The organism is Hydrogenophaga sp. GW456-12-10-14-TSB4 (genome assembly GCF_059424305.1).
The window spans coordinates 127,503-153,873 of the sequence record NZ_JBWKZH010000005.1 but is presented as its reverse complement, the minus strand read 5'-3'; the positions used below and the strand labels follow the sequence as shown (position 1 = coordinate 153,873).

24 protein-coding genes and 1 tRNA gene are annotated in these 26,371 nt (G+C 67.3%); 13 read left to right on the top strand and 12 right to left on the bottom strand.

Annotated features, from left to right (window positions below; translation table 11 throughout):
- Positions 1 to 9 precede the first annotated feature (9 nt).
- From AC07ZS_RS04665 to AC07ZS_RS04655, 3 genes are read right to left on the bottom strand one after another with little or no spacing between them, the layout of a single operon-like run.
- A complete protein-coding gene (locus AC07ZS_RS04665; RefSeq protein ID WP_494797461.1) occupies positions 10 to 975 on the bottom strand; it encodes a Bug family tripartite tricarboxylate transporter substrate binding protein in 966 nt (321 codons plus the stop codon).
- 25 nt (positions 976 to 1,000) lie between these two features.
- Entirely contained in the window at positions 1,001 to 2,464 is a 1,464-nt protein-coding gene (locus tag AC07ZS_RS04660; RefSeq protein ID WP_494797460.1) for an aldehyde dehydrogenase family protein, read from the bottom strand.
- Complete coding sequence (locus AC07ZS_RS04655) at positions 2,461 to 3,687, bottom strand: iron-containing alcohol dehydrogenase family protein (protein ID WP_494797459.1); 1,227 nt, start codon at positions 3,685 to 3,687, stop codon at positions 2,461 to 2,463. The genes AC07ZS_RS04660 and AC07ZS_RS04655 overlap by 4 nt, the downstream gene beginning before the upstream one ends.
- A gap of 70 nt (positions 3,688 to 3,757) precedes the next feature.
- Between AC07ZS_RS04655 and AC07ZS_RS04650 the strand changes: the two genes are divergently transcribed.
- Together AC07ZS_RS04650 and AC07ZS_RS04645 are read left to right on the top strand one after the other, a co-directional pair.
- The gene (locus AC07ZS_RS04650) at positions 3,758 to 4,573 is read left to right on the top strand and encodes an IclR family transcriptional regulator (RefSeq protein WP_494797458.1); all 816 of its coding nucleotides are present in this window, start codon (positions 3,758 to 3,760) and stop codon (positions 4,571 to 4,573) included.
- Positions 4,570 to 5,583: an NAD(P)H-dependent flavin oxidoreductase gene (locus tag AC07ZS_RS04645; protein WP_494797457.1), complete on the top strand. Its 1,014-nt coding sequence runs from the start codon at positions 4,570 to 4,572 to the stop codon at positions 5,581 to 5,583. The genes AC07ZS_RS04650 and AC07ZS_RS04645 overlap by 4 nt, the downstream gene beginning before the upstream one ends.
- On the opposite strand, the gene AC07ZS_RS04640 is transcribed toward AC07ZS_RS04645, so the two are convergent.
- Positions 5,580 to 6,503, bottom strand: coding sequence for a LysR family transcriptional regulator (locus AC07ZS_RS04640; protein WP_494797456.1), 924 nt, complete (start codon positions 6,501 to 6,503; stop codon positions 5,580 to 5,582). The two genes, AC07ZS_RS04645 and AC07ZS_RS04640, sit on opposite strands and share 4 nt — an antisense overlap.
- Before the next feature lie 102 nt (positions 6,504 to 6,605).
- On the opposite strand from AC07ZS_RS04640, the gene AC07ZS_RS04635 reads away from it, so the two are divergent.
- Entirely contained in the window at positions 6,606 to 7,766 is a 1,161-nt protein-coding gene (locus AC07ZS_RS04635; RefSeq protein WP_494797455.1) for an acyl-CoA dehydrogenase family protein, read from the top strand.
- On the opposite strand, the gene AC07ZS_RS04630 is transcribed toward AC07ZS_RS04635, so the two are convergent.
- The 3 genes from AC07ZS_RS04630 to AC07ZS_RS04620 are packed head-to-tail and all read right to left on the bottom strand — an operon-like array spanning position 7,735 to position 10,881.
- On the bottom strand, positions 7,735 to 9,165 hold the full coding sequence (locus AC07ZS_RS04630; RefSeq protein WP_494797454.1) for an efflux transporter outer membrane subunit: 1,431 nt from the start codon (positions 9,163 to 9,165) through the stop codon (positions 7,735 to 7,737). The two genes, AC07ZS_RS04635 and AC07ZS_RS04630, sit on opposite strands and share 32 nt — an antisense overlap.
- A gap of 10 nt (positions 9,166 to 9,175) precedes the next feature.
- Entirely contained in the window at positions 9,176 to 10,357 is a 1,182-nt protein-coding gene (locus AC07ZS_RS04625; RefSeq protein WP_494797453.1) for an HlyD family secretion protein, read from the bottom strand.
- Positions 10,357 to 10,881, bottom strand: coding sequence for a DUF3302 domain-containing protein (locus AC07ZS_RS04620; protein ID WP_494797452.1), 525 nt, complete (start codon positions 10,879 to 10,881; stop codon positions 10,357 to 10,359). Before AC07ZS_RS04620 ends, AC07ZS_RS04625 begins: the two co-directional genes overlap by 1 nt.
- A 196-nt stretch (positions 10,882 to 11,077) precedes the next feature.
- On the opposite strand from AC07ZS_RS04620, the gene AC07ZS_RS04615 reads away from it, so the two are divergent.
- Complete coding sequence (locus tag AC07ZS_RS04615; protein ID WP_494797451.1) at positions 11,078 to 12,079, top strand: AraC family transcriptional regulator; 1,002 nt, start codon at positions 11,078 to 11,080, stop codon at positions 12,077 to 12,079.
- 55 nt (positions 12,080 to 12,134) lie between these two features.
- Here the strand turns inward: AC07ZS_RS04615 and AC07ZS_RS04610 are convergent.
- The 4 genes from AC07ZS_RS04610 to AC07ZS_RS04595 all read right to left on the bottom strand — a co-directional run bounded on the left by AC07ZS_RS04610 (position 12,135) and on the right by AC07ZS_RS04595 (position 14,088).
- Positions 12,135 to 12,224: transfer RNA gene (locus AC07ZS_RS04610), tRNA-Ser, on the bottom strand.
- A gap of 35 nt (positions 12,225 to 12,259) precedes the next feature.
- Positions 12,260 to 12,655 carry a DUF2237 family protein gene (locus AC07ZS_RS04605; RefSeq protein WP_494797450.1) on the bottom strand — a complete coding sequence of 132 codons (396 nt, stop codon included), beginning with the start codon at positions 12,653 to 12,655 and terminating at the stop codon, positions 12,260 to 12,262.
- A gap of 29 nt (positions 12,656 to 12,684) precedes the next feature.
- Entirely contained in the window at positions 12,685 to 13,602 is a 918-nt protein-coding gene (locus AC07ZS_RS04600; protein ID WP_494797449.1) for an SPFH domain-containing protein, read from the bottom strand.
- A 60-nt stretch (positions 13,603 to 13,662) separates the two neighbouring features.
- On the bottom strand, positions 13,663 to 14,088 hold the full coding sequence (locus tag AC07ZS_RS04595) for an NfeD family protein (protein ID WP_494797448.1): 426 nt from the start codon (positions 14,086 to 14,088) through the stop codon (positions 13,663 to 13,665).
- A gap of 218 nt (positions 14,089 to 14,306) precedes the next feature.
- Here AC07ZS_RS04595 and AC07ZS_RS04590 point away from each other — a divergent pair, with 218 nt between their 5' ends.
- Positions 14,307 to 16,583, top strand: a complete 2,277-nt coding sequence (locus AC07ZS_RS04590; RefSeq protein WP_494797447.1) for an Orn/Lys/Arg family decarboxylase — start codon at positions 14,307 to 14,309, stop codon at positions 16,581 to 16,583.
- 64 nt (positions 16,584 to 16,647) lie between these two features.
- Here AC07ZS_RS04590 and fabI read toward each other — a convergent pair whose 3' ends face one another.
- On the bottom strand, positions 16,648 to 17,445 hold the full coding sequence (gene fabI / locus AC07ZS_RS04585) for an enoyl-ACP reductase FabI (protein WP_494797446.1): 798 nt from the start codon (positions 17,443 to 17,445) through the stop codon (positions 16,648 to 16,650).
- A gap of 77 nt (positions 17,446 to 17,522) precedes the next feature.
- Here fabI and AC07ZS_RS04580 point away from each other — a divergent pair, with 77 nt between their 5' ends.
- The 8 genes from AC07ZS_RS04580 (at position 17,523) to nusA (ending at position 26,358) form a co-directional block, all read left to right on the top strand.
- Positions 17,523 to 19,340, top strand: coding sequence for an extracellular solute-binding protein (locus AC07ZS_RS04580; protein ID WP_494797479.1), 1,818 nt, complete (start codon positions 17,523 to 17,525; stop codon positions 19,338 to 19,340).
- A complete protein-coding gene (locus tag AC07ZS_RS04575; RefSeq protein WP_494797445.1) occupies positions 19,337 to 20,374 on the top strand; it encodes an ABC transporter permease subunit in 1,038 nt (345 codons plus the stop codon). The genes AC07ZS_RS04580 and AC07ZS_RS04575 overlap by 4 nt, the downstream gene beginning before the upstream one ends.
- Positions 20,340 to 21,410, top strand: a complete 1,071-nt coding sequence (locus AC07ZS_RS04570; RefSeq protein WP_494797444.1) for an ABC transporter permease — start codon at positions 20,340 to 20,342, stop codon at positions 21,408 to 21,410. The genes AC07ZS_RS04575 and AC07ZS_RS04570 overlap by 35 nt, the downstream gene beginning before the upstream one ends.
- 8 nt (positions 21,411 to 21,418) lie before the next feature.
- Positions 21,419 to 23,014: an ABC transporter ATP-binding protein gene (locus AC07ZS_RS04565; protein WP_494797443.1), complete on the top strand. Its 1,596-nt coding sequence runs from the start codon at positions 21,419 to 21,421 to the stop codon at positions 23,012 to 23,014.
- Positions 23,015 to 23,077: 63 nt separating this feature from the next.
- A complete protein-coding gene (locus AC07ZS_RS04560; RefSeq protein ID WP_494797442.1) occupies positions 23,078 to 23,836 on the top strand; it encodes a DUF2189 domain-containing protein in 759 nt (252 codons plus the stop codon).
- A gap of 3 nt (positions 23,837 to 23,839) precedes the next feature.
- Positions 23,840 to 24,061 (top strand): DUF2788 domain-containing protein, encoded by a 222-nt coding sequence (locus tag AC07ZS_RS04555; protein WP_494797441.1) that lies wholly within the window; start codon positions 23,840 to 23,842, stop codon positions 24,059 to 24,061.
- A 146-nt stretch (positions 24,062 to 24,207) separates the two neighbouring features.
- A complete protein-coding gene (rimP, locus tag AC07ZS_RS04550; protein ID WP_494797440.1) occupies positions 24,208 to 24,807 on the top strand; it encodes a ribosome maturation factor RimP in 600 nt (199 codons plus the stop codon).
- A 51-nt stretch (positions 24,808 to 24,858) separates the two neighbouring features.
- On the top strand, positions 24,859 to 26,358 hold the full coding sequence (gene nusA / locus AC07ZS_RS04545) for a transcription termination factor NusA (RefSeq protein ID WP_291115701.1): 1,500 nt from the start codon (positions 24,859 to 24,861) through the stop codon (positions 26,356 to 26,358).
- Positions 26,359 to 26,371 lie beyond the last annotated feature (13 nt).

Below are 26,371 nucleotides of genomic sequence, written 5' to 3'. Positions count from 1 at the left end.
AAAGCAAGCTCAGTCGATCTGCAGCTTGGCGGTTTCCACCAGGGTCTTCGCCTCGGCACGTTCCTTTTCCCAGAACTTCGCGAAGACGTCGGGCGTGCTGCCCACCAGCGGCGTGTAGATGCGCGCAAAGCGCTCGCGCACCTCGGGCGATTCCAGCGTCTCGCGCAGCGCCTTGGAAAACTTGTCGACGATGGGCTTGGGCGTGCCCGCGGGCATGACGACGGCCTGCCAGGTGGTCACCTTGAAGCCGGGGACGCCGGCCTCTTCCACCGTGGGAATCTCGGGCATGTCGGCCGCGCGCTTGCCGCCGCTGACGGCCAGGGCGCGCAGCGAGCCGTCCTGGATGAACGGGGCGGTGGTGGAGCGGCTGTCCACCATGAAGGTCAGGCGCCCGGCCAGCAGGTCCTGGATGGCCGGCGCGCTGCCCTTGTAGGGCACGTGAGTCATGGGCGCGTTCAGGGCCAGGGCCAGCGAGGCGCCGGCGATGTGCATGGAACTGCCGTGGCCGGCCGAGCCGTAGGACATCGTGGCACCCGTCTGCTTGATGCCCTGCAACAGCTCCTGCATGGTGCGGTAGGGCGAGGACTTGGGCACGACCACCACCAGGGGCGAGTCGGTGAGCTGCGTCACGGGCACGAAGGCCTTGCCGGGGTCGATCTTCACGCCCTTGTAGAGGTAGGTGTTGACGGCCAGCGGGCCGACGTTGGCCCACAGCGCGGTGTAGCCGTCGGGCGCGGACGTGGCCACGGCCTGGTTGGCGATGTTGCCGTTCGCGCCGGGCTTGTAGTCCGGCACCACGGGCTGGCCCAGCCGGCGCGCGAGTTCTTCCTGCACCATCTTGAAGGCGATGTCGGACGCACCGCCGGGGGCGAAACCGATCACCATGCGGATGGGCTTGTCGGGCCATTCGGCCAGGGCGCTGCCCGCGAGCGTGCACGCCGCGAGGCCGAAAACGATTTTTTTGCTGAGTTTCATTGGTGGTCTCCTGGGTTGAAAGGGTTTACACGCTCATGTCGTACTTGACGTTCTTGAGCTGGGTGTTTTCGTAGATGGCTTCGAGCCCGCGCTCCTTGCCGATGCCCGACTGCTTGTAGCCGCCGAAGGGCGCGTCGAACGAGGTGCGCACGCCGGTGTTGATCGCGACGCTGCCGCTCTGCAGACCGTGGGCCACGCGCAGGGCGCGGCCGCCGTCGCGGGTGAACAGCACGGCGGCCAGGCCGTAGCGCGAGTCGTTGGCGATCGCCAGCGCCTGCGCCTCGTCGCTGAAGCCGATGACCGACTGCACCGGGCCGAAGATCTCGTCCTGCGCGGACTGCATGCGGTTGTGCGAGTTCAGCAGCAGCGTGGGCTGCACGAAGAAGCCGGTGGCGGTCGCCGGGTCCGGCAACCGTTGTCCGGATGCGGCGGGCTGCGCACCTTCGCGGGCGGCGAGCTCGATGTACTGCTCGACGCGCTGCTTCTGCGCCGCGCTCACCAGCGGCCCCATCTCGGTGGCCGGGTCGGTGGGCGAGCCCACGCGCACGGTCGCGAGCCGCTGCTGCAGGCGGTGGAGGAATTCATCGCGGATGCCGTCCTGCACCAGCAGGCGCGTGCAGGCGATGCACACCTGACCCGAGTTCTTGATGAGGTCGCCCGCCGCCACGGCCACAGCCTTCTCCAGCGGCGCGTCGTCGAACACGATGAGGGGCGACTTGCCACCCAGCTCCAGGGTCACGCGCTTGACGTCGTCGGCGGTGGCGGCCAGGATGCGCGCGCCCGTCACGGTGCCGCCGGTGAAGGACACGCGTGAGACCAGCGGGTGCGTCACCAGCCGCTGGCCCACGGTGGCGCCGGGCCCATTGACCACGTTCACCACACCCGGGGGAAAGCCGGCTTCCTCGAACAGCCGCGCCAGCGCCATGGTGGACAGCGGCGTCACCTCCGAGGGCTTGAGGATCACCGTGTTGCCCGCCGCCAATGCCGGCCCGAGCTTGTTGACGGTGAGCGTCATCGGGTAGTTCCACGGCATGACCAGTGCGCACACGCCCAGCGTTTCGCGCAGGGTGAAGTTGAGCACGTCGGGCTGGCCCACCGGGATGGTCTCGCCGCGCACGGCGGGGATGATGCCGGCGAAGTACGCCAGCGACGCGGGCATGGCCTTGAGCGACTCCAGCGAATGGGTGATGGGCTTGCCCACGTTCAGGGTTTCGAGCCAGGCGATCTTTTCGCGGTCGCGCTCGAACAGCTCGGCCAGGCGCCGCAGCAGCCGGCCGCGCTCGGCGGGCGTGGTTCTGCGCCAGTGCTTGGTGTAGGCCTCGTGCGCGGCCGCCACGGCCGCGTCCACGTCGGCCTCGGTGGCTTCGTGCACCTGGGCCAGCACCTGCCCTGTGGCGGGGTTCAGGGTGTCGAAGGTGCGGCCTTGTGCGCCGGCGGTCCAGCGCTCGCCGATGAGCAGTTCGTAGGGACGGGGATCGACAACGTTCATGCGGAAACTCCTGGGTGGGCCATCTGCAGGTACAGCGACCGGATCTCTTCGTGCGCCAGCGGGCGCGGGTTCAGTGGCGTGGAGGCGCTCTGCAGCGCCTGGGTGGCGAGCTGGTCGGCGTCCTGCGCCGAGAGGCGCAGATCGGCGAAGCGCGTGGCGATGCCGCCGAGCCGGGCCAGGGCTTCGACCGTGTCGATCAGGGCCAGCGCGTCCTGTGGGTCGTCGCCGCTGCGGGCGACGCCCAGCGCGCGCGCTGCCTCCGCATAGGGCTGGGCGTGGGTCTGCACCGTGTGGCGCGCCACCACGCCGAACACCGGGGCCAGCACTTCCGCGTGCGTGAGGTGCACCCGCGCTTCCAGCGGCGTGCACATGCCGTGCACCGCGTCCACCTTGTTCAGGCCGATGGCCACGCCCGCGAGGTAGGCGCCCATCTGCATGTCGGCGCGGGCCTGCAGGCTGCCGGGGTCGCGCAGCACGGCGGGCAGCGCCGGCAGGCAGATGCGCAGCGCGTGCAGGGCCAGGGCCTTGCCGACCGGCGAAGGGTCGGTGTTGACCCAGCTGCCCAGGGCGTGCAGCACCGCGTCGAAGCCGCCGTGTGCCGTGGGGCGGGGTGGCAGGCCCAGCGTCAGCGAAGGCTGCAAGGCCACGATCGCGGGGCGGGTGCGCAGGGAGCGGTAGAGGTGCTTGCGGCCGTCGTCGCCCTGGATCAGCGCGGCCGAGCTGCTTTCGCTGCCGGTGCCCGAGGTGGTGGGCACCGCGAGCAGCAGGGCGTCCTGGGGCGTGGCAGGGGCGTCCAGCCAGGCCCGGCCGTGCGGTGCCTGCAGTTCTTCCACTTCCAGGCCGCCGGCCAGGCCGGCCAGCACCACCTTGGCCACGTCGATCGCGCTGCCGCCACCCACGGCGATGAGGCTGCCGCAGCCCAGTCGCCGCGCCGTGTGGAGCGCCTCGCGCACCTGGGTCAGCGTGGGGTTGGGCACCACGCCGTCGTACACCTGCCAGGACAGCCCGGGCACGGTGGCGAGCGCAGCTTGCACCGCCGGGCCGACGGCGCGCCACACCACCGGGTCGGTGATGACCAGGGGCTGGCGCAGGCGCGCGCCGGCGGCCCGAACGGCGCGCTCCAGCGCATCGGGGCCCCAATGGCTGTCGCCGGGCCAGAAGATGCCGCCGCCGGACGCCAGGGCGGCAACGGCGGGCTGCAGGGGGTTGATTTTGTCCGTCATTCTCTTTATAATTTGCATAGCGAATTGATAACTCGCTAAGTGAATTGATCATACGAAAGGTGGCATCCCCATGTCAAGCACCGACACGCCCACAGGTCCTGAGGGCACCCCCCAGGAGGCGGTTGAACCTGACCGCCAGTTCGTCACCGCCCTCGCGCGCGGGCTGGAGGTGCTGCGTTGTTTCGACGCCGAGCGCCGCATGCTGGGCACCACGGAAATTGCCCACCTGACCGGGTTGGCGCAGCCCACGGTCTGGCGGCTGTGCCACACGCTGCAGAAGACGGGCTTCCTGAGCCCGGTGCCGGGCAAAGACAAGCTGCAGCTGGGGGCCGCGGTGATCGCGCTGGGCGCGGCCGCGCTGGCCGGGCAGGAGGCGCTGGAGGTCATCCGGCCGCGGCTGCAGTCGCTGGCCGACCGCTACCAGGTGGCGGTGGCTCTGGGGCGCCGGGACGGCGACAGCATCGTTTACCTGCTGCGTTGCCAGGGCAATTCGCCGCTGCTGATGAACCTGCGCGTGGGCTCGCGCATCCCGCTGTTCCACAGCGCGATCGGTTGGGCCTACCTCGCTTCATGCACGCCCGAAGAGCGTGAGCGGCTGCAGGCCGAGGCCGGTGAAGCCGCCACCGAGCCGGCCGAGCAGCAGGCGCTCGCGCAGGCCGTCGCGCTGTACCCGGAGCGCGGCTTCACGTACCACGAGCGCCCCCGGCACCAGATCAACACCGTGGCATCGGCCATCGAACTGCCCGCGGGCGAACGCTATGTGATCAGCTGCGGCGGCCCGGCGACGCTGCTGCCGCAGCCGCTGATGCTGAGCGAGGTGGGGCCGCTGCTGCGCCAGCTCGCGCTGGAGCTGCAGCCCATCCTGCTGATGGGGCGGCACGTATGAGCGCGGGCATCACGGTCCCGGACCGCTTTCCCACGCGCATCACCGAGTTGCTGGGCATCCGCTGGCCCTTGCTGCTGGGCGGCATGATGTGGCTGTCGGACGCGCGCCTGGTCGCCGCCATGGTGCGCGCCGGCGGCATGGGCTTCATCACCGCGCGCAGCTCGCGCACCGACGAGGCGTTTCGCCAGGCGTTGCGCGACTGCCGGGAGATGACCCAGGGCCAGCCCTTCGGTGTCAACCTCACGCTCTCGCGCCGCGTGGCGCAGAACGACGTGATGTTGACGCGCCTGCGCATCGCGCTGGAAGAGGGCGTGCGCATTTTCGAGACGGCAGGGCTGCCGCCCACGCCGTTGCTGCCCACGATCAAGGCCGCCGGTGCGGTGGTCGTCCACAAATGCGCCCATGTGCGCCATGCCGTGGCCGCGCAGAACATGGGCGTGGACGCGGTCACGCTGGTGGGCATGGAAGAGGGCGGCCACCCGGGCAACAACCAGCTGCCCACCTTCCTCAATGGCGCCTACGCGCTGGAGCGCCTGCAGGTGCCGCTGGCGCTGGGCGGCGGCATCGGCCACGGCCGGCAGATCGCTGCCGCGCTGGCCCTGGGGGCGGACGCGGTGGTCATGGGCAGTGTCTTCACCCCGGCGGTGGAGACGCCCGCGCACGAGGCCTACAAGCAGCGCGTGGTGGCCACCGACGAGCACGGCACCCGCGCCGTGCTCGGCAGCCTGGGCGACACCTGGCGCATCATCGACAACGACAACGCGCGCAAGGTGGCTGCGCTGGAGCAGACGGGCGCGAACAGCTACGCGGCGTTCGGTGAGCTGATCAGCGGCGAGCGCACACAGACCCTGGCCTACCAGGCCGGCCAGCACGAAGAGGGCATGCTCTCCATGGGCCCGGCCGTGGGCTTTGCTCGCGCGATCGAGCCCGTGGCCAGCATCGTGCAGCGGTTGCAGAGGGAATGCGTGCAGGCCTGCGGCCGATTCCAGCGCCTGCAGGTGGTGGCTTAAGCGCGCTCAGGCCCGGCGCGCATCCCCGCCTGCCAGGTGCGGACCTGGCCGACGATGAAGTCGATGAGGGTTCGGGTGGCCAGGGTCTGAAAGCGGTTCGGCATGCGCAGCAGGAACATGCGCGTGCCGAACACGCTCAGCCGCCAGTCGTCCAGCGCGGTCACCACGCGGCCCTCGGCCACATCGCGGTCGACGACGTAGTCGGGCACCAGCCCCACGCCCAGGCCGGCCAGGATGGCCTCGCGCAGGAACTGGAAATTCTCCGAGGCCAGGGTGGGGCGCTGGCTCAGCTCGCGCCGCTGTTCATCGCGGTAGGCGGAGATGCGCAGCTCGCGGCCTGACACGGCGGAGGTGATCAGGGGCACCTGCGCCAGCTCTTCCAGGGAGGTCGGCATGCCCTGCGAGCGCGCATGCCCGACCGAGGCGCAGACGACGTAGCGCACGGCTGACAGCTCCGTCGCCACCAGCTGCTGCGGCGGCTCGGACATCACGCGCACGGCCACATCCACCTCTTCGTGCAGAAGGTCGTCGACGCGGTTGTCGAACAGCAGCTCCAGGGCGATGTCGGGGTAGAGGCGCTTGAACTCGATCAGCCAGCTCGACATCACCAGGTGCCCGAAGCCGGTGGGCACGCTCAGGCGGACCGAGCCGTGCAGGGAGCGCCCGAAGGTGGCCACGGATTCGCGCGCGGCCAGCAATTCGTCGCGCACCGCCTTGCCGTGCCGGTACAGCCTCTCGCCGACCTCCGTCAGTTCCACGCGCCGGCTGGTGCGCCGCATGAGCTGCTGGCCGATCGACTTTTCCAGCTGGGCCAGGTGGTAGCTGATGTTGGCCCGGCTCATCTTCAGATGGCGGGCGGCGGAGCTGAGGTTGCCGGCTTCGACGATGTCCACGAAGAGCACGAGCGCGTTGGAGTCCATGGGGTTATGTGTCAAAAATCCTTGACGTATTGTTCATGATTTTTGTGATTGTCAAGCGACATCGATGGGTCAACAATCCGGCTCCCTACAGGAGACGCCCCCATGCCGCTGGACCCGGAAACCTTTCAATTGCTCAAGGAGAGCGTGCACCGCTTTGTTCGCGACCGGCTGATGCCGGCGGAAGACCAGGTGGAGGCGCACGACGAGGTGCCGGCCGACATCGTGGCCGACATGAAGGAACTGGGCCTGTTCGGCCTCTCGATCCCCGAGGAGTTTGGCGGCATCGGGCTGAGCCTGGCGCAGGAATGCGAGGTCGCCTACGAGCTGGGGCACACCGCGCTGGCGTTCCGCTCGGTGGTCGGCACCAACATCGGCATCGGCTCGCAGGGCATCCTGATGGATGGCACGCCGGCGCAGAAGGCCGAGTACCTGCCCCGCATCGCCAGCGGCGAGCTGATCGTGTCCTTTGCCCTCACCGAACCCGATGCCGGCTCGGACGCGGCATCCCTCAAGACCCGGGGTGTGCGCGACGGCAGCGACTACGTGCTGAGCGGCACCAAGCGCTTCATCACCAACGCCCCGCGTGCCGGTGCTTTCACGCTCATGGCGCGGACCGAGGGCGCCGGCGCGGCGGGCATCACGGCGTTCATCGTCCCGGCCGGCCTGCCGGGTCTGTCACTTGGCAAGCCCGACAAGAAGATGGGACAGCGGGGCACGAAGACCTGCGACGTGCACCTGGACCATGTGCGGGTGCCCGCCGCGAACATCATCGGCGGGGAACCCGGCAAGGGCTTCAAGACCGCGATGAAGGTGCTGGACCGAGGGCGCCTGCACATCTCGGCGCTGGCCTGCGGCATGGCCAGCCGGATCCTGCGGGAGAGCATTGCCTACGCCCAGCAGCGAAAACAGTTCGGACAGCGCATTGGCGACTTCCAGCTGGTGCAGGCCATGCTGGCCGACAGCCAGGCCGAGCTGCAGGCCGGCTGGGCGCTGGTGCAGGCGGTGGCGCAGCGCTACGACGCCAAGCCCTTCGGCGCGCCCGACGCCGAGGTGAGCATGCAGGCCTCCTGCGCCAAGATGTTCACCACCGAAATGGTGGGCCGCGTGGCCGATCGTGGCGTGCAGATCCACGGCGGCTCGGGCTACATCAACGAGTACAAGGTGGAGCGCTTCTACCGCGATGTCCGCCTGCTGCGGCTCTACGAGGGCACGACCCAGATCCAGCAGCTGGTCATTGGAAAGCACTTGATGAAGGCGGCGTAACGGGCGTGGGGCCGGCGACGAAGTCGCCGCCGAGCGCCAGGTGCAGATCGACGCGGCGCACCAGGCGCTCGCGCCGCACCGCCAGCAAGGCGACTTCCGCGGCGTTCGCGGAGAGCTGGTGATTCATCACGCCGCGCAGATCGGACTTGCCGATGCGGTGCGCGTCCGCCGTCAGGCCTGCGGCGCGGCGGCCGTCCTCGGCGGCGACGCGCAGCAATTCCTCGCGGGTGGCCAGGGTGGCTTCGGCATCGAGCGCAGTCTCGACCTCGTGGAGCGCCTGCAGTGCGAGGCGCGCGTAGTCCGCGACCGCTTCGCGCTGCTCGGCGGTGCGCAGGCGCACGCTGCCCGTAAGGCGGCCGCCCGTGTACAGCGGCAGGGTGACGGTGGCACCGAGGCTGGACGTGGTGCGTTCCAGGTTTCTCTGGATCTCCGTCGCTTCGCGCGACACGCGACCGAGTCCCCCGGACAGCGACAGCGAGGGCCAGAACGACGCCTTCGCCTCGCCGACCAGGTCGAAGGCCGCAGCGACGCGGCGCTGCGCCGCCACCAGGTCCGGCCGGCGATCGAGCGCGTCAAGGGGCATGCCCACCGGTGTCGGGCCGGGGAACGGTGCCAGCTCCTTGCGAGGTGCGATGGCGGCGGCGGGATAGCCACCGACCAGGATTTCCAGGGCGCGCAAGGCATTGCGGTGCGCCAGCGCCACCTGCTGCGCGGCGTCGCGGTAGTTCGCATGGCTCGCGCGAGCCGCCATCACCTCCGTCTCGGTGCCCGCGCCGACGCGCAGCCGATCCTCGCTCAGGCCGACCAGACGCCCTGCATCGATGGCCATCCTTTGGGCGATCTGTGCCTGCTGGCCCGTTTCTGTCGCCACGAACCAGGCGCGCGCGACCGACGCCGCCAGCGACTGCTGCGCGAAGCGGAAGTCGGCGCTGCTGGCATCGCGCTGCGCGTTGGCTGCGTTGCGCTGGTAGCGCAAGCGGCCCCACAGGTCGACCTCCCAGCTCAGGCGCAGCATGGTGCCATGAAGGGCTGAGACAAGATCCGAGACGGATGTCGATCCCGCGCGCCCGAGGAGGCCGATCGCCGGCTTCAGCTGGGCGGTGGCCAGGTCCACCTGTGCGTCGGCTTGCTCGACGCGGGCTGCCGCCATCGCCAGATCGGGGTTGTGCGCGAGGGCCTGGCCGACCAGTGCGTCGAGCTGCGGATCGCCGAAGGTCGCCAGCCATCCGGCTTCCACAGGCGCCGCGTCCGCCTGTGTCGACCAGGCCTGCGGTACCTGCACGTGGCCGAGCGCGTCGGCGCGCGTGTCTTCGGGGGTCGGCTCCGGCGAGGTCGCGCAGCCGGCGAGCAGCATGGCGACCACCAGACCGAGTGAAAGTGAAGTGCGAAAACGCGACATGGTGGCGGCCTCAGTGCAGCTTCAAGACGAAGAGGTCGAGCTTGCTGCCGACGCGCAGGATCACCTTGCGGATGACATGCAGGAAGTGCCCATGCTGGGTGTAAACGGCCCCGGCACCCTGCGCGCCCATCGGAAGAAAGGCCGTCTCGTCAGCGCCCACGGCTTTCAGGCGCACCGCGAAGCGGCCCGGTGGGATCGGCGCGGCGCCGGTCTGCGGCACGGTGCCGGAGAGCGGCAACTGCCCGGTGCCCGACGACCAGATGATGGAGTCGACCTCTGCCTTGATGATGCGGTTCGGGAAGGTCTTCAGTGCGATCTCGGCCTCGTCGCCTGGCTGGATGTTGCGCAGTTCGTTCTGCGAATACATCGCCAGGATCCACTGCTCGTTCTCGACGAAGGACATGACCGGCACCATGGGCAACTGCGCGGCGTACGAGCCCGGGCGCAGTTGCAGGTTCACCACGGTGCCGTCGGCCGGCGCCCGGTACACGGTCTGGTCGAGTTCCCATTTCGCGTAGTCGATCTGCGCCATGAGTTGCTTCAGCGAGGCGCGCGCCTGCGCGACCTCCGACAAGTCACCTTCCGGCGTGCGCGCCGAGAGCTTCTGTTGCACCTGGGCGACCTTCGCCGTCGTCTGAGCCAGGTCTGCGCGCAGGCTCGCGACATCGGCCTGTGCCTGTTCGTGGTCGAACTTGGTGCCCGCACCCGTGCGCGACAGATCGTGCGTCTGCGCTTCGCGCTTGACGGCGAGCGCCAGCCTGGCCGCCTGTGCATCGCGCGCGGAGCGCGCACCTTTCAACTGTTCGTCGAGTTCACGCTGGTAGGCCTGCGCACTGTCGATCTTGGCCTCGAGCTCGGGCAGTTTCGATTGAAGCTCCAGCAGCTTCTGCTCGAACGGCTCCGGATCGATGCGGAAGAGGACCTGCCCCTTCTTGATCGGGCGGTTCGGTTCGATCGGCACTTCGATCACGCGGCCGCTGACGCGCGGCGTGACCTGGACGACGTAGTTGACCACGCGCACATCGGCCGAAGACGGTGCCACCACGTTGAGGACCAGGATCATCGCGGCCAGGCCGACGATGGGCAACGTGATCACGATCACCTGGCTGACAAAGTTCCAGGGCAGCAGCTTGAACTTGAAGAAGATCAGCCAGGCGATGCCCGAGTAGATGAGGAGGAGGATGATCTCCATCAGATGTCTCCTTCTTCCGCGCCGCGATGGCTTGGTGCCTGCGCGTTCGCTGCGGCGAGTTGCATTTCGAGCGACTGGATGCGGCGACGCAGTTCAGCGGTGTCTTCAGTGATCGGTGTGGTCTGAGGCGCCTCCGCCGGCGTCGGTTCAAGACCGAGCGCATCGCCCGCGTGTCCGTGTTCGTCGAGCGTGTCGGTGCCGTACGCGAGCTTGTGCAACACCGGCCGCGTGTAGGCCCACACCCACGCGATGGGCCACAGCAGGCCGCCGAACACCAGTGAAAGCAGGCAGATGATCTTGATCGCGGCCAGTTGCGGATGCTTGCGCTTCTCGGCGACCTTCTCCGGCATGATGTGCAGCCACCAGAACCCGCTGATCAGCACCACCGGCACGATCAGGAGAGCGATCCACGACACGGCGTTGGCGAGCGTGTCGAGCGCGCCGCCTTCGAGCAGCGAAGCGCGCGCGGGCGTGGCCCACCACAACGCCAGCAATGGCGGAAGCGTTCGTGGTCCCATCGTCATGGCGCGCTCTTCCAGGTCGATGAAAGCGCCCGCCTGCGGGCTGCTGTGTGCTTGTCTCGGTTCATTGCGGTTTCGTTGCGGCGCCAGGGCCAGTGCTGAGAAGCAGGCAATGTAGAGGGAATGGCGTTAACATATTTCTCTTTTCGCGCCAAACTCTTTCCATTTCGCGCCACCCGACTTCAACCTCATCGATCGCATGGACACGCTGGTCAGAACGGTGACCCTGAACGGGTTTTTGAATGTTTGCGGCCTGCATGGGCTGAACTCGCATGCGCTGCTGGACAAGGTCGGGTTGAATGCCGGCGCGCTGGTCGACCCCGAGCGCCATATCTCGTCAGAGGCCTTGTGTCGCCTGCTGGAGCTGGCTTCGCAAGCGTCGGGGTGCGCGGCATTCGGCGTGCAGATGGCGCAGAACAGGCAACTGTTCGACTTCGGTGTTCTGGGTGTTCTCATGCGACACAAGCCGTGCTTGCGTGACATGTGGCTGAGCGCCATCCAGTACCGCCGGTTGCTCAACGACGCCTTGGCGCTCTCGCTGGAGCCCTCCGGAGCGGTGACCGTCCTGCGTTTTGAGCTGCTCGTCGACGCCCGCATTCCGCAGATGCAAACCTGCGAGTTGGTCGCGGGCATTCTGCTCAGGGCATGCCAGTCGGTGCTGGGGGTGACCTGGTGTCCGCGTGAGGTGAACTTCATGCACGCCGCACCCCAGAGCTTGCACCTGCACAAGAAGTTCTTTGGCTGTCCGCTGAACCACGGAAGCGAGTTCAACGGTCTGGTCCTGCGCAGCAGCGATCTGAGCGTGCCGAACCCGGCCGCCGATCCTGAACTGGTGCGGTATGCCGAAAGCATCGCCATGCCGTTGAAGGCGTCCGGCGAGGACGCCTTGCTTCAGGAGGTGAGAAAAGCCATCTATCTGCTGATGCCCATCGAGCAAGCGCGCATCGAGCGCGTGGCCGAGCAGATGAACCTGAGCACCCGCACCCTGCAGCGCCAGCTGGACCAGAGCGGCACCAGTTTTTCAGAACTGCTGGAAGACGTCCGGAAAAACCTGGTGCTTCGCTACATGAACAACCCGCGGTACTCGATCGGCCAGGTCGCATCGCTGGTCGGGTATTCCCGTCAGGCCTCCTTCACGCGCTGGTTTCAGCTGACTTTCGGTTCGAGTCCGCGGGAATGGCGGCGAGTCAAGGCCCCCTGAGGGGGAAGGCGCTGAAATGAAAAACGGGCCGTGAGGCCCGTTTTTGCTACTGTCATGGCGGAGAGGGCGGGATTCGAACCCGCGGTGGGGATTAGCCCACACACGCTTTCCAGGCGTGCGACTTAAACCACTCATCCACCTCTCCGCGAAGCCTGCGATTGTAGCAGGCTGTTGCGGGCTTTATCCCGCCCGGCTGCCGTCGGCGGTCTTGTTGTGCCAGGCGTGTTGCAGCAACACGTCCAGCGACACATATTCCAGGGCCGCCGCGTGGGTGCTGTCCAGCACCACCGGCGGCGCTACGCCCGCCTGCAGGGCCTCCAGCCAGCGCTGCACGCAGAGGCACCAGCGGTCGCCGGGCTGGAGGCCGGCGAAGCGCCATTGCGGGCGCGGGGTGCTCAGGTCGTTGCCGTTGTCCCGCGAGAAGGCCAGAAACGCCGCCGTGACGCGGGCGCACACCACGTGCGTGCCGTGGTCCTCGCCGTCGGTCTCGCAACAACCGTCGCGGTAGAAGCCGGTGAGCGGGTCGTAAGAGCAGGGCGTCAACGGACCGCCCAGCACGTTGCGCGACAAGGTCATGGTGGCAGCTCCGTGAGGGTGGCGTTGCGTCAGGCGTTGGTCTTGCCCACGCCGACCATCTTCATGGCCGAGGTGATCAGCGCCGACACCTCGGTCATGTTGCTGGGCACGATGAGCGTGGTGGTGGCGTCGGCTGCGACCTTTCCGTAGGCTTCCACGGCCTTCTCAGCCACCTTGAGCTGCACGGCCTCCTGGCCGCCGGGCTGGCGGATGGCTTCGGCCACCTTGCGAATGGCCTCGGCGTTGGCTTCGGCCACCGCGAGGATGGCGGCGGCTTCACCTTGCGCGTTGTTGATTTCGGCCTGTTTCTCGCCCTCGGAGCGGGCGATGAAGGCCTCGCGCTCGCCGGTGGCGATGTTGATCTGTTCCTGGCGACGGCCTTCGGAGGCCGCGATCAGGGCGCGCTTCTCGCGCTCGGCGGTGATCTGCGACTGCATGGCGCGCAGGATGGCCTCGGGCGGCGTGAGGTCCTTGATTTCGTAGCGCAGCACCTTCACACCCCAGTTCAGCGCGGCTTCGTCGATGGCCGAAACCACCTGTGCGTTGATCATGTCGCGCTCTTCAAAGGTCTTGTCGAGCTCCAGCTTGCCGATGACCGAACGCAGCGAGGTCTGGGCCAGCTGCGTCACGGCGACGATGTAGTTGGACGAGCCGTAGCTCGCGCGCATGGGGTCGGTGACTTGGAAGTACAGGATGCCGTCCACCTGCAGCTGGGTGTTGTCGCGCGTGATGCAGACCTGGCTGGGCACGTCCAGCGGGATTTCCTTCAGGCTGTGCTTGTAGGCCACCTTGTCGATGAAGGGCACCAGGAAGTTCAGGCCCGGCGCGAGCGAGGCGTGGTACTTGCCCAGGCGCTCCACCACCCACGCGTTCTGCTGCGGCACGACCTTGACGGACCGTGTGATGAAGATGACGGCGATGATGAAGAGGAGGACGGCAATTTCCATGGCAATGGCTTCTCAGAAGGGTTTCAGGAAGGGGCGAGGGTAGCGCACGCGTGTTCGCGTTCAGACCTTGTCGACCAGCAGGCGGTTGCCCACCAGCTCGGCCACACGGTAGGCGCCCGGCACGGGCGGGTTGCCGGGGCGCTGGATCACGGTCCATTGCGCGCCGCGGTATTTCACGCTGGCGGTGCCGTCGGCGTGCCATTCGTCGATCTGCAGCACCTCGCCGATGTCGAGGTTGACGCTGCGCAGGGAGCGGACCGAGGGGTCGCCGGCGCCGCGCTTCTTGATGAAGTACCAGCCCACCACGGCGGCCGAACCGACGACTGCCGCCGCGATCAGCTGGGCGGTGGTGCCCAGGCCGGCGTGCGCTGCGAGCGCGCCAGCGGCCATGCCCACGGCAAGCATCAACAGGTAAAAGGTGCCCGTGAAAAGCTCCAGCGCGACAGCGGCGCCGGCCAGCAGCCACCACACGGTTGAGTCCGACATGAATACTCCTGTCTTCAGAATGCCAGGGGAACCCGGGCGCAGTTCCCGGGTCTGGCCAGAGGAATGTCTGGCTTGCGCCACATTCTGCGACAAAAGGCCGGCGCGTTCCGCAGGCCGACACGCGATTTCCGTACACTTCGCGCCTGCTTTGCCACCGTTGGGGTCCCCGCCGATGGTGCCCTTCCCCCGTAGCCGGCTGAACACGGCTGGAGAATCACATGAAATTCCGTTTTCCCATCGTCATCATCGATGAGGACTTCCGCTCGGAGAACACTTCGGGCCTGGGCATCCGCGCACTGGCGCAGGCGATCGAGGTCGAGGGCTTCGAGGTGGTGGGTGTGACGAGCTACGGCGACATGAGCCAGTTCGCGCAGCAGCAGAGCCGCGCGAGCGCCTTCATCCTGTCGATCGACGACGAGGAATTCAGCCATGGCGACGACATCGACCCCGTGGTGCTGAACCTGCGCAGCTTCATCGACGAGGTGCGCCGCAAGAACGCCGATGTGCCGATCTACATCTACGGCGAGACCAAGACCAGCCGGCACCTGCCCAACGACGTGCTGCGCGAGCTGCACGGCTTCATCCACATGTTCGAGGACACGCCGGAGTTCGTGGCGCGCCACATCATCCGCGAGGCCAAGAGCTACCTCGAAGGTATCCAGCCGCCGTTCTTCAAGGCCTTGCTGGACTACGCGGAAGACGGCTCTTACTCCTGGCACTGCCCGGGGCACTCGGGCGGCGTGGCGTTCCTGAAGAGCCCGGTGGGCCAGATGTTCCACCAGTTCTTCGGCGAGAACATGCTGCGCGCCGATGTGTGCAATGCGGTGGAGGAACTGGGCCAGCTGCTGGACCACAACGGGGCGATCGGTGCGAGCGAGCGCAATGCCGCGCGCATCTTCAACGCCGACCACTGCTTCTTCGTCACCAACGGCACGTCCACCTCCAACAAGATGGTGTGGCACCACACGGTGGCGCCGGGCGACGTGGTGGTGGTGGACCGCAACTGCCACAAGTCCATCCTGCACAGCATCATCATGACGGGCGCGATCCCCGTCTTCCTCAAGCCCACGCGCAACCACTACGGCATCATCGGCCCGATCCCGCAGAGCGAGTTCGAGATCGAGGCGATTCAGGCCAAAATCCGCGCCAACCCGCTGCTGGCGGGTGTGGACGCCGCAACGGTGAAGCCGCGCGTGCTCACGCTGACGCAATCCACCTACGACGGCGTGCTCTACAACACCGAGGCCATCAAGCAGATGCTGGACGGCTACGTGGCCAACCTGCATTTCGACGAGGCCTGGCTGCCGCACGCGGCCTTCCACCCGTTCTATGGCAACTTCCACGCCATGGGCAAGAAGCGCGCGCGGCCGATGGAGTCGGTGGTGTACGCGACGCAGTCCATCCACAAGCTGCTTGCCGGCATCAGCCAGGCCAGCCACGTGCTGGTGCAGGATTCGCAGAACGTCAAGCTGGACCGCCACCTCTTCAACGAGGCCTACCTGATGCACACCAGCACCAGCCCGCAGTACGCGATCATCGCGAGCTGCGACGTGGCCGCGGCCATGATGGAGCCGCCCGGCGGCCGTGCGCTGGTGGAAGAGAGCATCTTCGAGGCGCTCGATTTCCGCCGCGCCATGCGCAAGGTGGAAGCCGAGTTCGGCGAGGACGACTGGTGGTTCAAGGTCTGGGGTCCGGACGACCTGGCCGACGAAGGCATGGGCGAGGCCGGCGACTGGGTGCTCAAGCAGAAGGACGTGTCCTTCAACGACAAGGACTGGCACGGCTTCGGCGACATGGCGCCCGGCTTCAACATGCTGGACCCGATCAAGGCCACCATCGTCACCCCGGGCCTGAACCTGGACGGGCGCTTCGAGGCCAACGGCATCCCGGCCTCCATCGTCACCAAGTTCCTGGCCGAGCACGGCGTGGTGGTGGAGAAGACGGGCCTGTACAGCTTCTTCATCATGTTCACCATCGGCATCACCAAGGGTCGCTGGAACACGCTGCTGACCGCGCTGCAGCAGTTCAAGGACGACTACGCCAAGAACCAGCCGATGTGGCGGATCCTGCCGGAGTTCTGCCAGAAGCACCCGCGCTACGAGCAGATGGGCCTGCGCGACCTGTGCCAGCATGTGCACGAGCTGTACGCCCGCTACGACATCGCGCGCCTGACGACCGAGATGTACCTGAGCGACCTCACGCCGGCCATGAAGCCCTCGGATGCCTTTGCGCACATCGCGCAGCGCACCACCGAGCGCGTGCCGATCGACGACCTGGAAGGGCGCATCACGACCAGCCTGGTCACGCCGTACCCGCCGGGCATTCCGCTGCTGATCCCGGGCGAGGTGTTCAACAAGAAGATCGTGGACTACCTGAAGTTCGCGCGCGAATTCAACCTGCAGTGCCCGGGTTTCGAGACCGACATCCACGGCCTGGTGGAAGTGGTGGGCGACGACGGCCGCAAGAGCTACTTCGCCGACTGCGTGAAGGCCTGAGGCCCCCGGGCTTGCGTGCCGCCAAGCGCCCCGGCCACGTCAGTGGCGCGGGGCGTTTTTCATTTCAGAGCATGGCCTGGCTGTCGCGGCTCACGCCCGTGGTCTGGGCGTAGCCGCCGTCCACATAGGTGATCTCGGCCGACACGCCCGAGGCCAGGTCGGACAGCAGGAACGCGGCGACGTTGCCCACTTCCTCGATGGTGATGTTGCGCCGGATCGGTGCGGCGGAGGCCACGAGGTTGAGCAGTTTGCTGAAATCCTTGATGCCGCTGGCGGCCAGCGTCTTGATCGGGCCGGCGCTGATGCCGTTGACGCGCATGCCCTTGGGGCCGAGCGATTCGGCGAGGTAGCGCACCGAGGCTTCCAGGCTGGCCTTGGCCAGGCCCATGGTGTTGTAGTTGGGCACGGCGCGGATGGCACCCATGTAGCTCAGCGTGAGCAGCGAGGCCTTGTCGTTCAGGTAGGGCAGGGCCGCCTTGGCCATGGCCGGGAAACTGTAGGCGCTGATGTCGTGCGCGATGCGGAAGGCTTCGCGCGAGAGGCCTTCGAGAAAGTCGCCGGTGATGGCTTCGCGCGGGGCGAAGCCGATGCTGTGCACGAAGCCGTCGAACGTGGGCCAGGTCTGCGACAGGTCGGCGAACAGCTTGTCGATCTGCGCGTCATCGCCCACGTCGCAGTCGAAGATGAGCTTGGAATCGAAGTCGGCGGCGAATTCGGTGATGCGGTCCTTGAAGCGATCACCGACGTAGCTGAACGCCAGTTCGGCACCTTGTTGGTGGCAGGCCTTGGCGATGCCGTAGGCGATGGATCGGTTGGACAGCACGCCCGTGATCAGCAGTTTCTTGCCTGCTAGAAAACCCATGGTTCAATCTCCAGTGAAAAATCCAGCAGAATTGTCTCATGCGCCTTTCCCCCACCCGTTCCCGCCGCCGGCTCGCCATGCTGTGCGCGGCCGTGGCGCTGGGGGCGTGGAGCACGACCGGCTGGGCGGCCCATGGCTATGCGCTCTGGGACGACCTCAAGTACCCGGCTTCGTTCACCCACTTCGACTATGTGAATCCCGCGGCACCCAAGGGGGGCGAGTTGCGGCTGGTGAGCAACCTGCGCTTCTCCACCTTCGACAAGTACAACCCGTTCACGCTCAAGGGCTCGCCGCCGGCCTACCTGGTCGATCTGCTGTTCGAGCCCCTGCTGTTGCCGTCGATGGACGAAACGGCTTCGGGCTATGGCCTGCTGGCCGAGGACGTGCAGGTGGCGCCCGACCGGCTGAGTGCGACCTTTCGCCTGCGGCCGCAGGCGCGCTTTCACGACGGCAGCCCGGTGCAGGCCGCCGACGTGAAGCACAGCTTCGACATCTTGCGCGGACCGCTCGTGTCGCCGCAGTACGCCAGCCTGCTGCAGGAGGTGAAGTCGGCCGAGGTGCTGGACGGGCTGACGGTGCGCTTCCGTTTCGCCAGCCCCAACCGGGAGTTGCCGTTGACCGTGGGCAGCATCCCGGTGTTCAGCCGCCGCTGGGGTGAGGAGAACGGCAAGGCCAAGCCCTTCGACCAGATCGTGACCGACACGCCGGTGGGCAGCGGTCCGTACAAGATCGGGCCGGTGCGCTTCGGCCGCGACATCACCTATGTGCGCGACCCGAACTACTGGGGCCATGCGTTGCCGGCGCGGCGCGGAACGGCCAATTTCGACCGCATCACGGTCAAGATCTACAAGGACAACACGGCCCGCCTGGAGGCGCTCAAGGCCGGCGAGTTCGACTTCATGAGTTTCTATTCGGCCGGAGACTGGGCGCGCCGCGTCACCGGCCGCCGCTTCGACCGCGGGGAGCTGATCAAGCACGAGTTCCCGCACCAGCTGCCTTCGGGTTTCCAGAGTTACTTCCTGAACACGCGGCGACCACAACTGGCCGATGTGCGCGTGCGCGAGGCGCTGGGGCTGGCGGTGGACCACGACTGGATGAACCGGCAGCTGTTCTACAACGGCTATCCGCGGGTGCGCGACCTCTTCGGCAACACCGCCTGCGAGGCCAAGGGCCTGCCGTCGCCCGGCGAGCTCGCGCTGCTGGAGCCGTGGCGCGGCAAGGTTCCGGACGCGGTCTTCGGGCCCATGTACGAGCCGCCGGTCACGGTGGGCGAGGGCCAGTCGCTGCGCAACAACCTGCGGCGCGCGCGCGACCTGCTGGCCGAGGCCGGCTGGACCTACCGAGACGGCGCGCTGCGCAACGCCCAGGGCCAGCCCCTGGAGCTGACCTACCTGGACAGCCGCGAGGGCGGCATCCGGACCCTGGGCCCGTGGATCCAGAACCTGCAGAAACTGGGCATCAAGCTCCACTTCCGCTCGGTCGATTACGCGCTCTACCAGCAGCGCATGGACCGCTACGATTTCGACATCATGACGATGAACGCGCCGGGCACCCACAACCCCGGGCAGGAGTTGGTCGATCTGTTCGGCAGCAAGGCGGCCACGACCGAGGGCGCCTACAACTTCAGCGGCGTGCGCAGCCCGGCCGTCGACGCGCTGCTGCGCCGGGTCATCGGCGCGACCTCGCGCGAGGAATTGCTGCCGGCCTGCCACGCCCTGGACCGCGTGATCATGCACAGCCACTACCTGATTCCCCAGTGGACCACCTACGCGCACCGGCTGGTCTACAGCGCCTGGCGCACCCGCTTCAAGGAACCGATGCCGCCCTACGCGAAGGCCGAGAACTGGGCCATGGAAACCTGGTGGAGCAACCCGGATCAGGGACCGCCACGATGACCGCCTACATCCTGAAGCGGCTGCTGCTGATGATCCCCACGCTGATCGGCGTGGTGGTCCTCACCTTCGGGGTGATCCAGTTTGTGCCGGGTGGGCCGGTGGAGCAATACGTCATGGAGTCGCGCGCGGCCAGCATGGGGCCGGGCGGCGAGGCGGGTGGCGGCGGTGGTGGATACCGAGGGTCGCAGGGGGTGGACCCCAAGCGGCTGGAGGAGATCAAGAAGCTGTATGGCTTCGACCTGCCGCCACTGCAGCGGTTGACGCAGATGCTGGGGCGCTTCGCGCGCTTCGACCTGGGCAACAGCTTCTTTCAGAACAAGACCGTGTGGCAGCTGATCGTCGAGAAGCTGCCGGTGTCCATGAGCCTCGGCTTGTGGACCTTCTTCATCAGCTACGCCATCGCGGTGCCGCTGGGGGTGGCGAAGGCGGTGCGCGCCGGCTCGCGCTTCGACCTCTGGAGCACGCTGCTGGTGTTGGTGGGCTATGCCATTCCGGGCTTCGTGCTGGGGGTGGTGCTGCTGGTCGTCTTCGGCGGGCAGCTGCAGTGGTTCCCGCTGCGCGGCCTGACCTCGTCCGACTGGGAATCATTGAGCTGGGGCGCGCGCATCGTCGATTACCTCTGGCACATCGCGCTGCCAGTGACGGCCATGGTGCTGGGCAGTTTCGCCGTCACCACCATGCTGACCAAGAACGCCTTCCTGGAGGAAATCCGCAAGCAGTACGTGATGACGGCGCGGGCCAAGGGCCTGTCGGAACGGCAGGTGCTGTGGAAACACGTGTTCCGCAATGCGCTGATCCCCATCGTCACCGGCTTTCCCCAGGCGTTCATCGGCGCCTTCTTCACGGGTGCGCTGCTGATCGAAACCCTGTTCTCGCTCGACGGCCTGGGCCTGCTGAGCTACGAAAGTGTGATCCGGCGCGACTACCCCGTGGTGATCGGCACGCTGTTCTTCTTCACGCTGATCGCCCTCGTGACCAAGCTGATCGCCGACCTCTGCTATGTCTGGGTGGACCCCCGTGTCAAATTCGACTGAGGCCGCCACCCCCTCCCGTTCACCAGGCGCGCGCGCCTGGCGGCGCTTCAAGCGCAACCGCCTGGGCTATTGGAGCCTGCTCATCTTCAGTGTGCTGGTGGTCGGCAGCCTGTTCGCCGAACTGCTGTCCAACGATCGGCCCCTGATCGTGCGCTACGAAGGGCGCACCTATTTCCCGCTGGTGAAGGACTACGCGGAAACGGTGTTCGGCGGCGACTTCGAAACGCCCGCGGACTACCTCGACCCCTTCATCCGCGAGCAGATCACCCGGGGCGACAACTGGGCCCTTTACGCGCCCAACCCATATGGTGCGCAGACCATCAACTACTTCGCCAAGTCGCCCAATCCCTCGGCGCCGACCTGGGACAACTGGCTCGGCACCGACGACCGCGGGCGCGACCTGCTGGCCCAGCTGATCTACGGTTTTCGCGTCAGCGTGCTGTTCGCGCTGGCGCTCACCGCCATCGGTGTGGTGCTGGGCGTCATCACCGGCGCCATCCAGGGCTTCTTCGGCGGCAAGACCGATCTCGCCTTCCAGCGCTTCATCGAGATCTGGGGCTCCATGCCGGAGCTCTACCTGCTCATCATCTTCTCGGCGGTGTTTTCGCCCAGCGTGGGCCTGCTGCTGATCCTGCTCAGTCTGTTCGGCTGGATGAGCCTGTCCGACTACGTGCGCGCGGAGTTCCTGCGCAACCGGCAGCTCGACTACGTGCGCGCCGCGCGGGCCATGGGGCTGTCGAACGCGCAGATCATCTGGCGCCATGTGCTGCCCAACAGCCTCACGCCGGTGGTCACCTTCCTGCCGTTCCGGATGAGCGCGGCGATTCTGGCGTTGACCTCGCTGGACTTCCTCGGCCTGGGCGTGCCGCCCGGCACACCTTCGCTGGGGGAACTGCTCAACCAGGGCAAAGGCAGCATCGACGCCTGGTGGATCGCTCTTTCCACGTTCGCCGTGCTTGTGGTCACGCTGCTGCTGCTCACCTTCATGGGCGATGCGCTGCGCGACGCGCTGGATCCAAGAAAGGCCGACAAGTGACGACCCCCATGCTGCTTGAAGTCAGCGATCTGCGCGTGGCGTTCGGCGGCCAGGAAGTGGTGCACGGCATCAACTTCGCCATCCGGGCCGGCGAAAAGCTCGCGCTGGTGGGTGAGTCGGGCTCCGGTAAGACCGTGTCTGCGCTCTCGCTGCTGCGCCTGGTGCACAACGCGGAGGTGTCGGGCCGCGCGCTGCTGCAAGGCCGGGACCTGCTCGCCTTGTCCGAGCGCCAGTTGCGCGGCGTGCGCGGCGACGAGGTGGCCGTCGTGTTCCAGGAGCCCATGAGCGCGCTCAACCCGCTCTACACCGTGGGCGACCAGATCCGCGAGGTCCTGCAACTCAAGAAGGGGCTCACGGCCCGCCAGGCGGTGGCGGCGTCCCACGAATTGCTGGCCTCCACCGGCATTCCCGAGCCGGCGCGCCGCGCCGACGCCTTCCCACACCAGCTCAGCGGCGGCCAGCGCCAGCGCGCCATGATCGCCATGGCCTTGGCCAGCGCGCCGAAGCTGTTGCTGGCCGACGAACCCACGACCGCGCTGGACGTGAGCTTGCGCGTGCAGATCCTCGACCTGCTCGCGGATCTTCAACGGCAGCACGGCATGGCGGTGCTGCTGATCACCCACGACCTGAACCTGGTGCGCCGCTTCGCCGACCGCATCGCCGTGATGGAGCGCGGCCACCTGGTGGAGCAGGGCGGGGTGGGCGACGTGTTCGCTGCGCCCGAGCACCCCTACACCCGCAAGCTGCTGGCCAGCAAGCCCGAACGCGACGTGGCAGAACCTGTGGTGCGGGATGACGCGGCGCCCGTGTTGAGGTCCCAGGGCCTGCGCGTGACCTATCCCGTTGGGCTGCCAGGCTTCAGGGGGTGGTTCAGGAAAGGCGAGTTCGTGGCCGTGAAGGGCGCCGACATGGCCATCGCCCCGGGGCAGACGCTGGGGGTGATCGGCGAGTCCGGTTCCGGCAAATCCACGCTGGCGCTGGCTGCGCTCGGCCTGCTGCCGCATCAAGGCAGCCTGCAGATCGACGGCACCGACTGGGCGAAGGCCAAAAAGGCCGGGCGGGGCCGCGCCTTGCGCCAGCGCATCCAGGTGGTGTTCCAGGACCCGTTTTCCTCGCTCTCGCCGCGCCTGACGGTCGAGCAGATCGTGGGCGAGGGCCTGCAGGTGCACCAGCCGGCCCTGTCGGTGGCGCAGCGGCGCGAGCGGGTGGTGGCCGCGCTGGCCGACGTCGGGCTGGTCGACGATCCCGAGCGCGGTGGCGACTGGCTGCAGCGTTATCCGCACGAGTTCTCGGGCGGCCAGCGGCAGCGCCTGGCCATCGCCCGGGCCTTGATCGTCGATCCGCAATTGCTGGTGCTCGACGAGCCCACCAGCGCGCTGGACGTGACCGTGCAGAAGCAGGTGCTCTCCCTGCTGCAGCGGTTGCAGCGCGAGCGGGGCCTGAGCTACCTGTTGATCACCCACGACGTGGATGTGATCCACGCCATGGCGCACGAGGTGATGGTGATGAAGGACGGCGCGGTGGTGGAGAGCGGGCCTGTGGATCGGGTCCTGCGGGCGCCTGAGCATCCCTACACGCGGGCGCTGGTGCAGGCGGCCGTGTGAAGCCGGGCCGTTCTTGATCTGCATCAGCCGGGTGCGCCGGCCTTGAGGCTATAAAGCCAAGCCATGGATGCAGATCACATGCCTTCGTCGCCGGTCACCTGGACCTCGCCCGCGCGCTGGGTGGCGGCCGGCTGGGCCGACCTCTGCCGCAACCCCTGGCCGGGCCTGGTGCATGGCCTGTTGATCACCGCTTTCGGCGCCTTGCTGCTGTGGGCCGCGCGCGACCGGTTCTGGCTGCTGGCCGGCGCCTTCTCGGGGTTTCTCATCGTCGCGCCCATCCTGGCCACGGGCCTGTATGCGGTCAGCCGGGGGCTGGAGCGCGGGCAGCGCGTCGGTCTGGCCGAGGTGTGGACGCTCTGGCGCTCGGGCGACACGCGGCTGGTGCGCTTCGCTCTCCTGCTGGGCCTGGCCGGCACCGGCTGGGTGCTGACCTCCGCGGCGCTGATCACGCTGTGGTCGCCCGTGCCCATCCACAAGCCGGTGGATTTCCTGCGCCACGTGGTGCTGGTGCGCGAAATCGGCCTCTTCGAGGTCTGGCTGATATTGGGCGCCTTGCTGGCCGCCCCCGTGTTCGCTTCCACGCTCGTGGCGCTGCCGATGCTGGTGGACCGGCCGGTGGCGGTGAGCACGGCGGTGTTCCGCAGCTGGCGCGCCGTGGCCAGCCATCCGGGGCCCGCCACGCTCTGGGCGGTGTGCATCGCGCTGCTGGCCGGGCTGGGCATGGTGCCGGCGCTGCTGGGCCTGATCGTGCTGATTCCGCTGCTGGGCCATGCCAGCTGGCACGCCTACCGGGATCTCACCGCCGGGGACGGGCAGGGCTGAGCGATGGAAGCAACCGTCCTGGGTTTCACCGAGGGCCAGATCGCCCAGTTCGGGCTGACCTTCGGCGTCGGCGCCTTCATCCTGTACATGTTGTTCATCGTGCTCAACCTCGCGCGCGAATCGAAGGCGGGGAAATTCGGTACTTTTGTTCTATTTCTGGTGCTTTCTTTCGGCATGTTGGGCTTTCTGGCCAAGAACCTCATCCAATGGGCGTTGGGCATCTGAGTGAGGTTGCCAGGGAGTGCACAGAAGCGTTACAATGCTGGCTTCACGACCAAATGGGCGGGTAACTACCGGCCCTTTTTTTTTGGCCGAACGCTTTTCGCTTCTCGGGTGCCGAGGGGCAGGAATCTGGGCAGATACCACACGCAATGGCTTGGCAAGACATCGTAGAGCAGACCGTTACCGGACTGGGTTTTGACCTGGTGGAGCTCGAACGCTCTGCCGGCGGTCTGTTGCGTGTGACGATCGATTGGCCCTGGGCGGCGCCGGTCGAGGGGCAGCCGATGCCCGCCGAGCGTTTCGTGACGGTGGAAGATTGTGAGAAGGTCACGCGCCAGCTGCAGTACCTGCTGGAAGTCGAGGGGCTGGAGTACCGGCGCCTCGAGGTGGGTTCGCCGGGCATCGATCGCCCGCTCAAGCGCGAGATCGACTATGTGCGGTTCGAGGGGCAGGTGGTTGACCTGACCCTGAAGGCGCCGATCGGCGCCACGGGAACCGACGTGGCGGCGAACCGCAAAAAATTTCGCGGCACGCTCGAGCGCGCCGCAGACGGTGTTCAGTGGCAGGTGGTCTGGAGCGATGAGCCCGAACCCAAGCCGGGCCAGCGCGTGAGCAAGAAGCGCGTGCCGGCACCGCTGCAGGCCCTGGCGTTCACGCTGGAGGACATCCAGCAGGCGCGCCTGGCACCGATCGTGAATTTCAAGGGCCGGCAGGCCCCTGGCGCAGCCGCTGCGCCGCGCGATGAATGAGAGAAAACGTTGTGATTACGGACAAGCTATTCGGAAAGGTGGGCGAGTGAAATGAACCGCGAAATGTTGATGCTGATCGATGCGATCTCGCGTGAGAAGAACGTGGAGCGCGACGTGGTGCTCGGCGCCGTGGAGCTCGCCCTGGCCTCGGCCACCAAGAAGCTCTACAAGGGCGATGTGGACATTCGCGTTGCGATGGACCCGGACACGGGCGCCTACGAGACCTTCCGTCGCTGGCTGGTCGTGCCCGACGAGGCCGGCCTGCAGAACCCGGATGCCGAGGAAATGCTCAGCGATGCGCGCGAGGAACTCGCCGACATCGAAGAGGGCGACTACATCGAGAAGCCGGTGGAGAGCGTGCCGATCGGCCGCATCGGTGCGATGGCCGCCAAGCAGGTGATCCTGCAGAAGATCCGCGACGCCGAGCGCGAGATGCTGCTCAACGACTTCATGTCGCGCGGCGACAAGATCTTCGTGGGCACCGTCAAGCGCATGGACAAGGGCGACCTGATCGTGGAGAGCGGTCGCGTCGAAGGCCGTCTCAAGCGCGGCGAGATGATCCCGAAGGAAAACTTCCGCACCGGCGACCGCGTGCGCGCCATGATCATGGAAGTGGACCTGACGCTGCGCGGCGCGCCCATCCTGCTGTCGCGCTCGGCCCCGTCCTTCATGATCGAGCTCTTCCGTCAGGAAGTGCCCGAGATCGAGCAGGGCCTGCTCGAGATCAAGACCTGCGCCCGTGACCCGGGTTCGCGCGCCAAGATCGCCGTGCACAGCTTCGACAAGCGCATCGACCCCATCGGCACCTGCGTGGGTGTGCGGGGCTCGCGCGTCAACGGCGTGACCAACGAGCTCGCCGGCGAGCGCGTGGACATCGTGCTGTGGTCGGAAGACCCGGCGCAGTTCGTCATCGGCGCGCTGGCCCCGGCCAACGTGGTTTCCATCGTGGTGGACGAAGAGCGCCACGCGATGGACGTGGTGGTTGACGAGGAAAACCTCGCGATCGCCATCGGCCGCGGCGGCCAGAACGTGCGCCTGGCCTCGGAGCTGACCGGCTGGCGCATCAACATCATGACCGCCGACGAATCGGCTCAGAAGCAGGCCGAAGAGGCCGACGGCATCCGCAAGGTGTTCATGGCCAAGCTGGACGTGGACCAGGAGATCGCCGACATCCTGATCGAGGAAGGCTTCACCAGCCTCGAGGAAGTGGCCTACGTGCCGCTGCAGGAAATGCTCGAGATCGAGTCGTTCGATGAAGACACCGTCAACGAGTTGCGCACGCGCGCCAAAGACGCCCTGCTGACGATGGAAATCGCGCGGGAAGAAAGCGTCGAGGAAGTGTCGCAGGACCTGCGCGATCTCGAGGGCGTGACGCCCGAGCTGATCGCCAAGCTGGCCGATGCTGGCGTCCACACCCGCGACGAGCTGGCCGACCTGGCCACCGACGAACTCACCGACATCACCGCACAGACGCCTGAAGAGGCCACGGCGCTGATCATGCTGGCACGCGCGCACTGGTTCACCGGTGACGAAGCGCAATCCACCAACTGACCAGCGGAGGCCC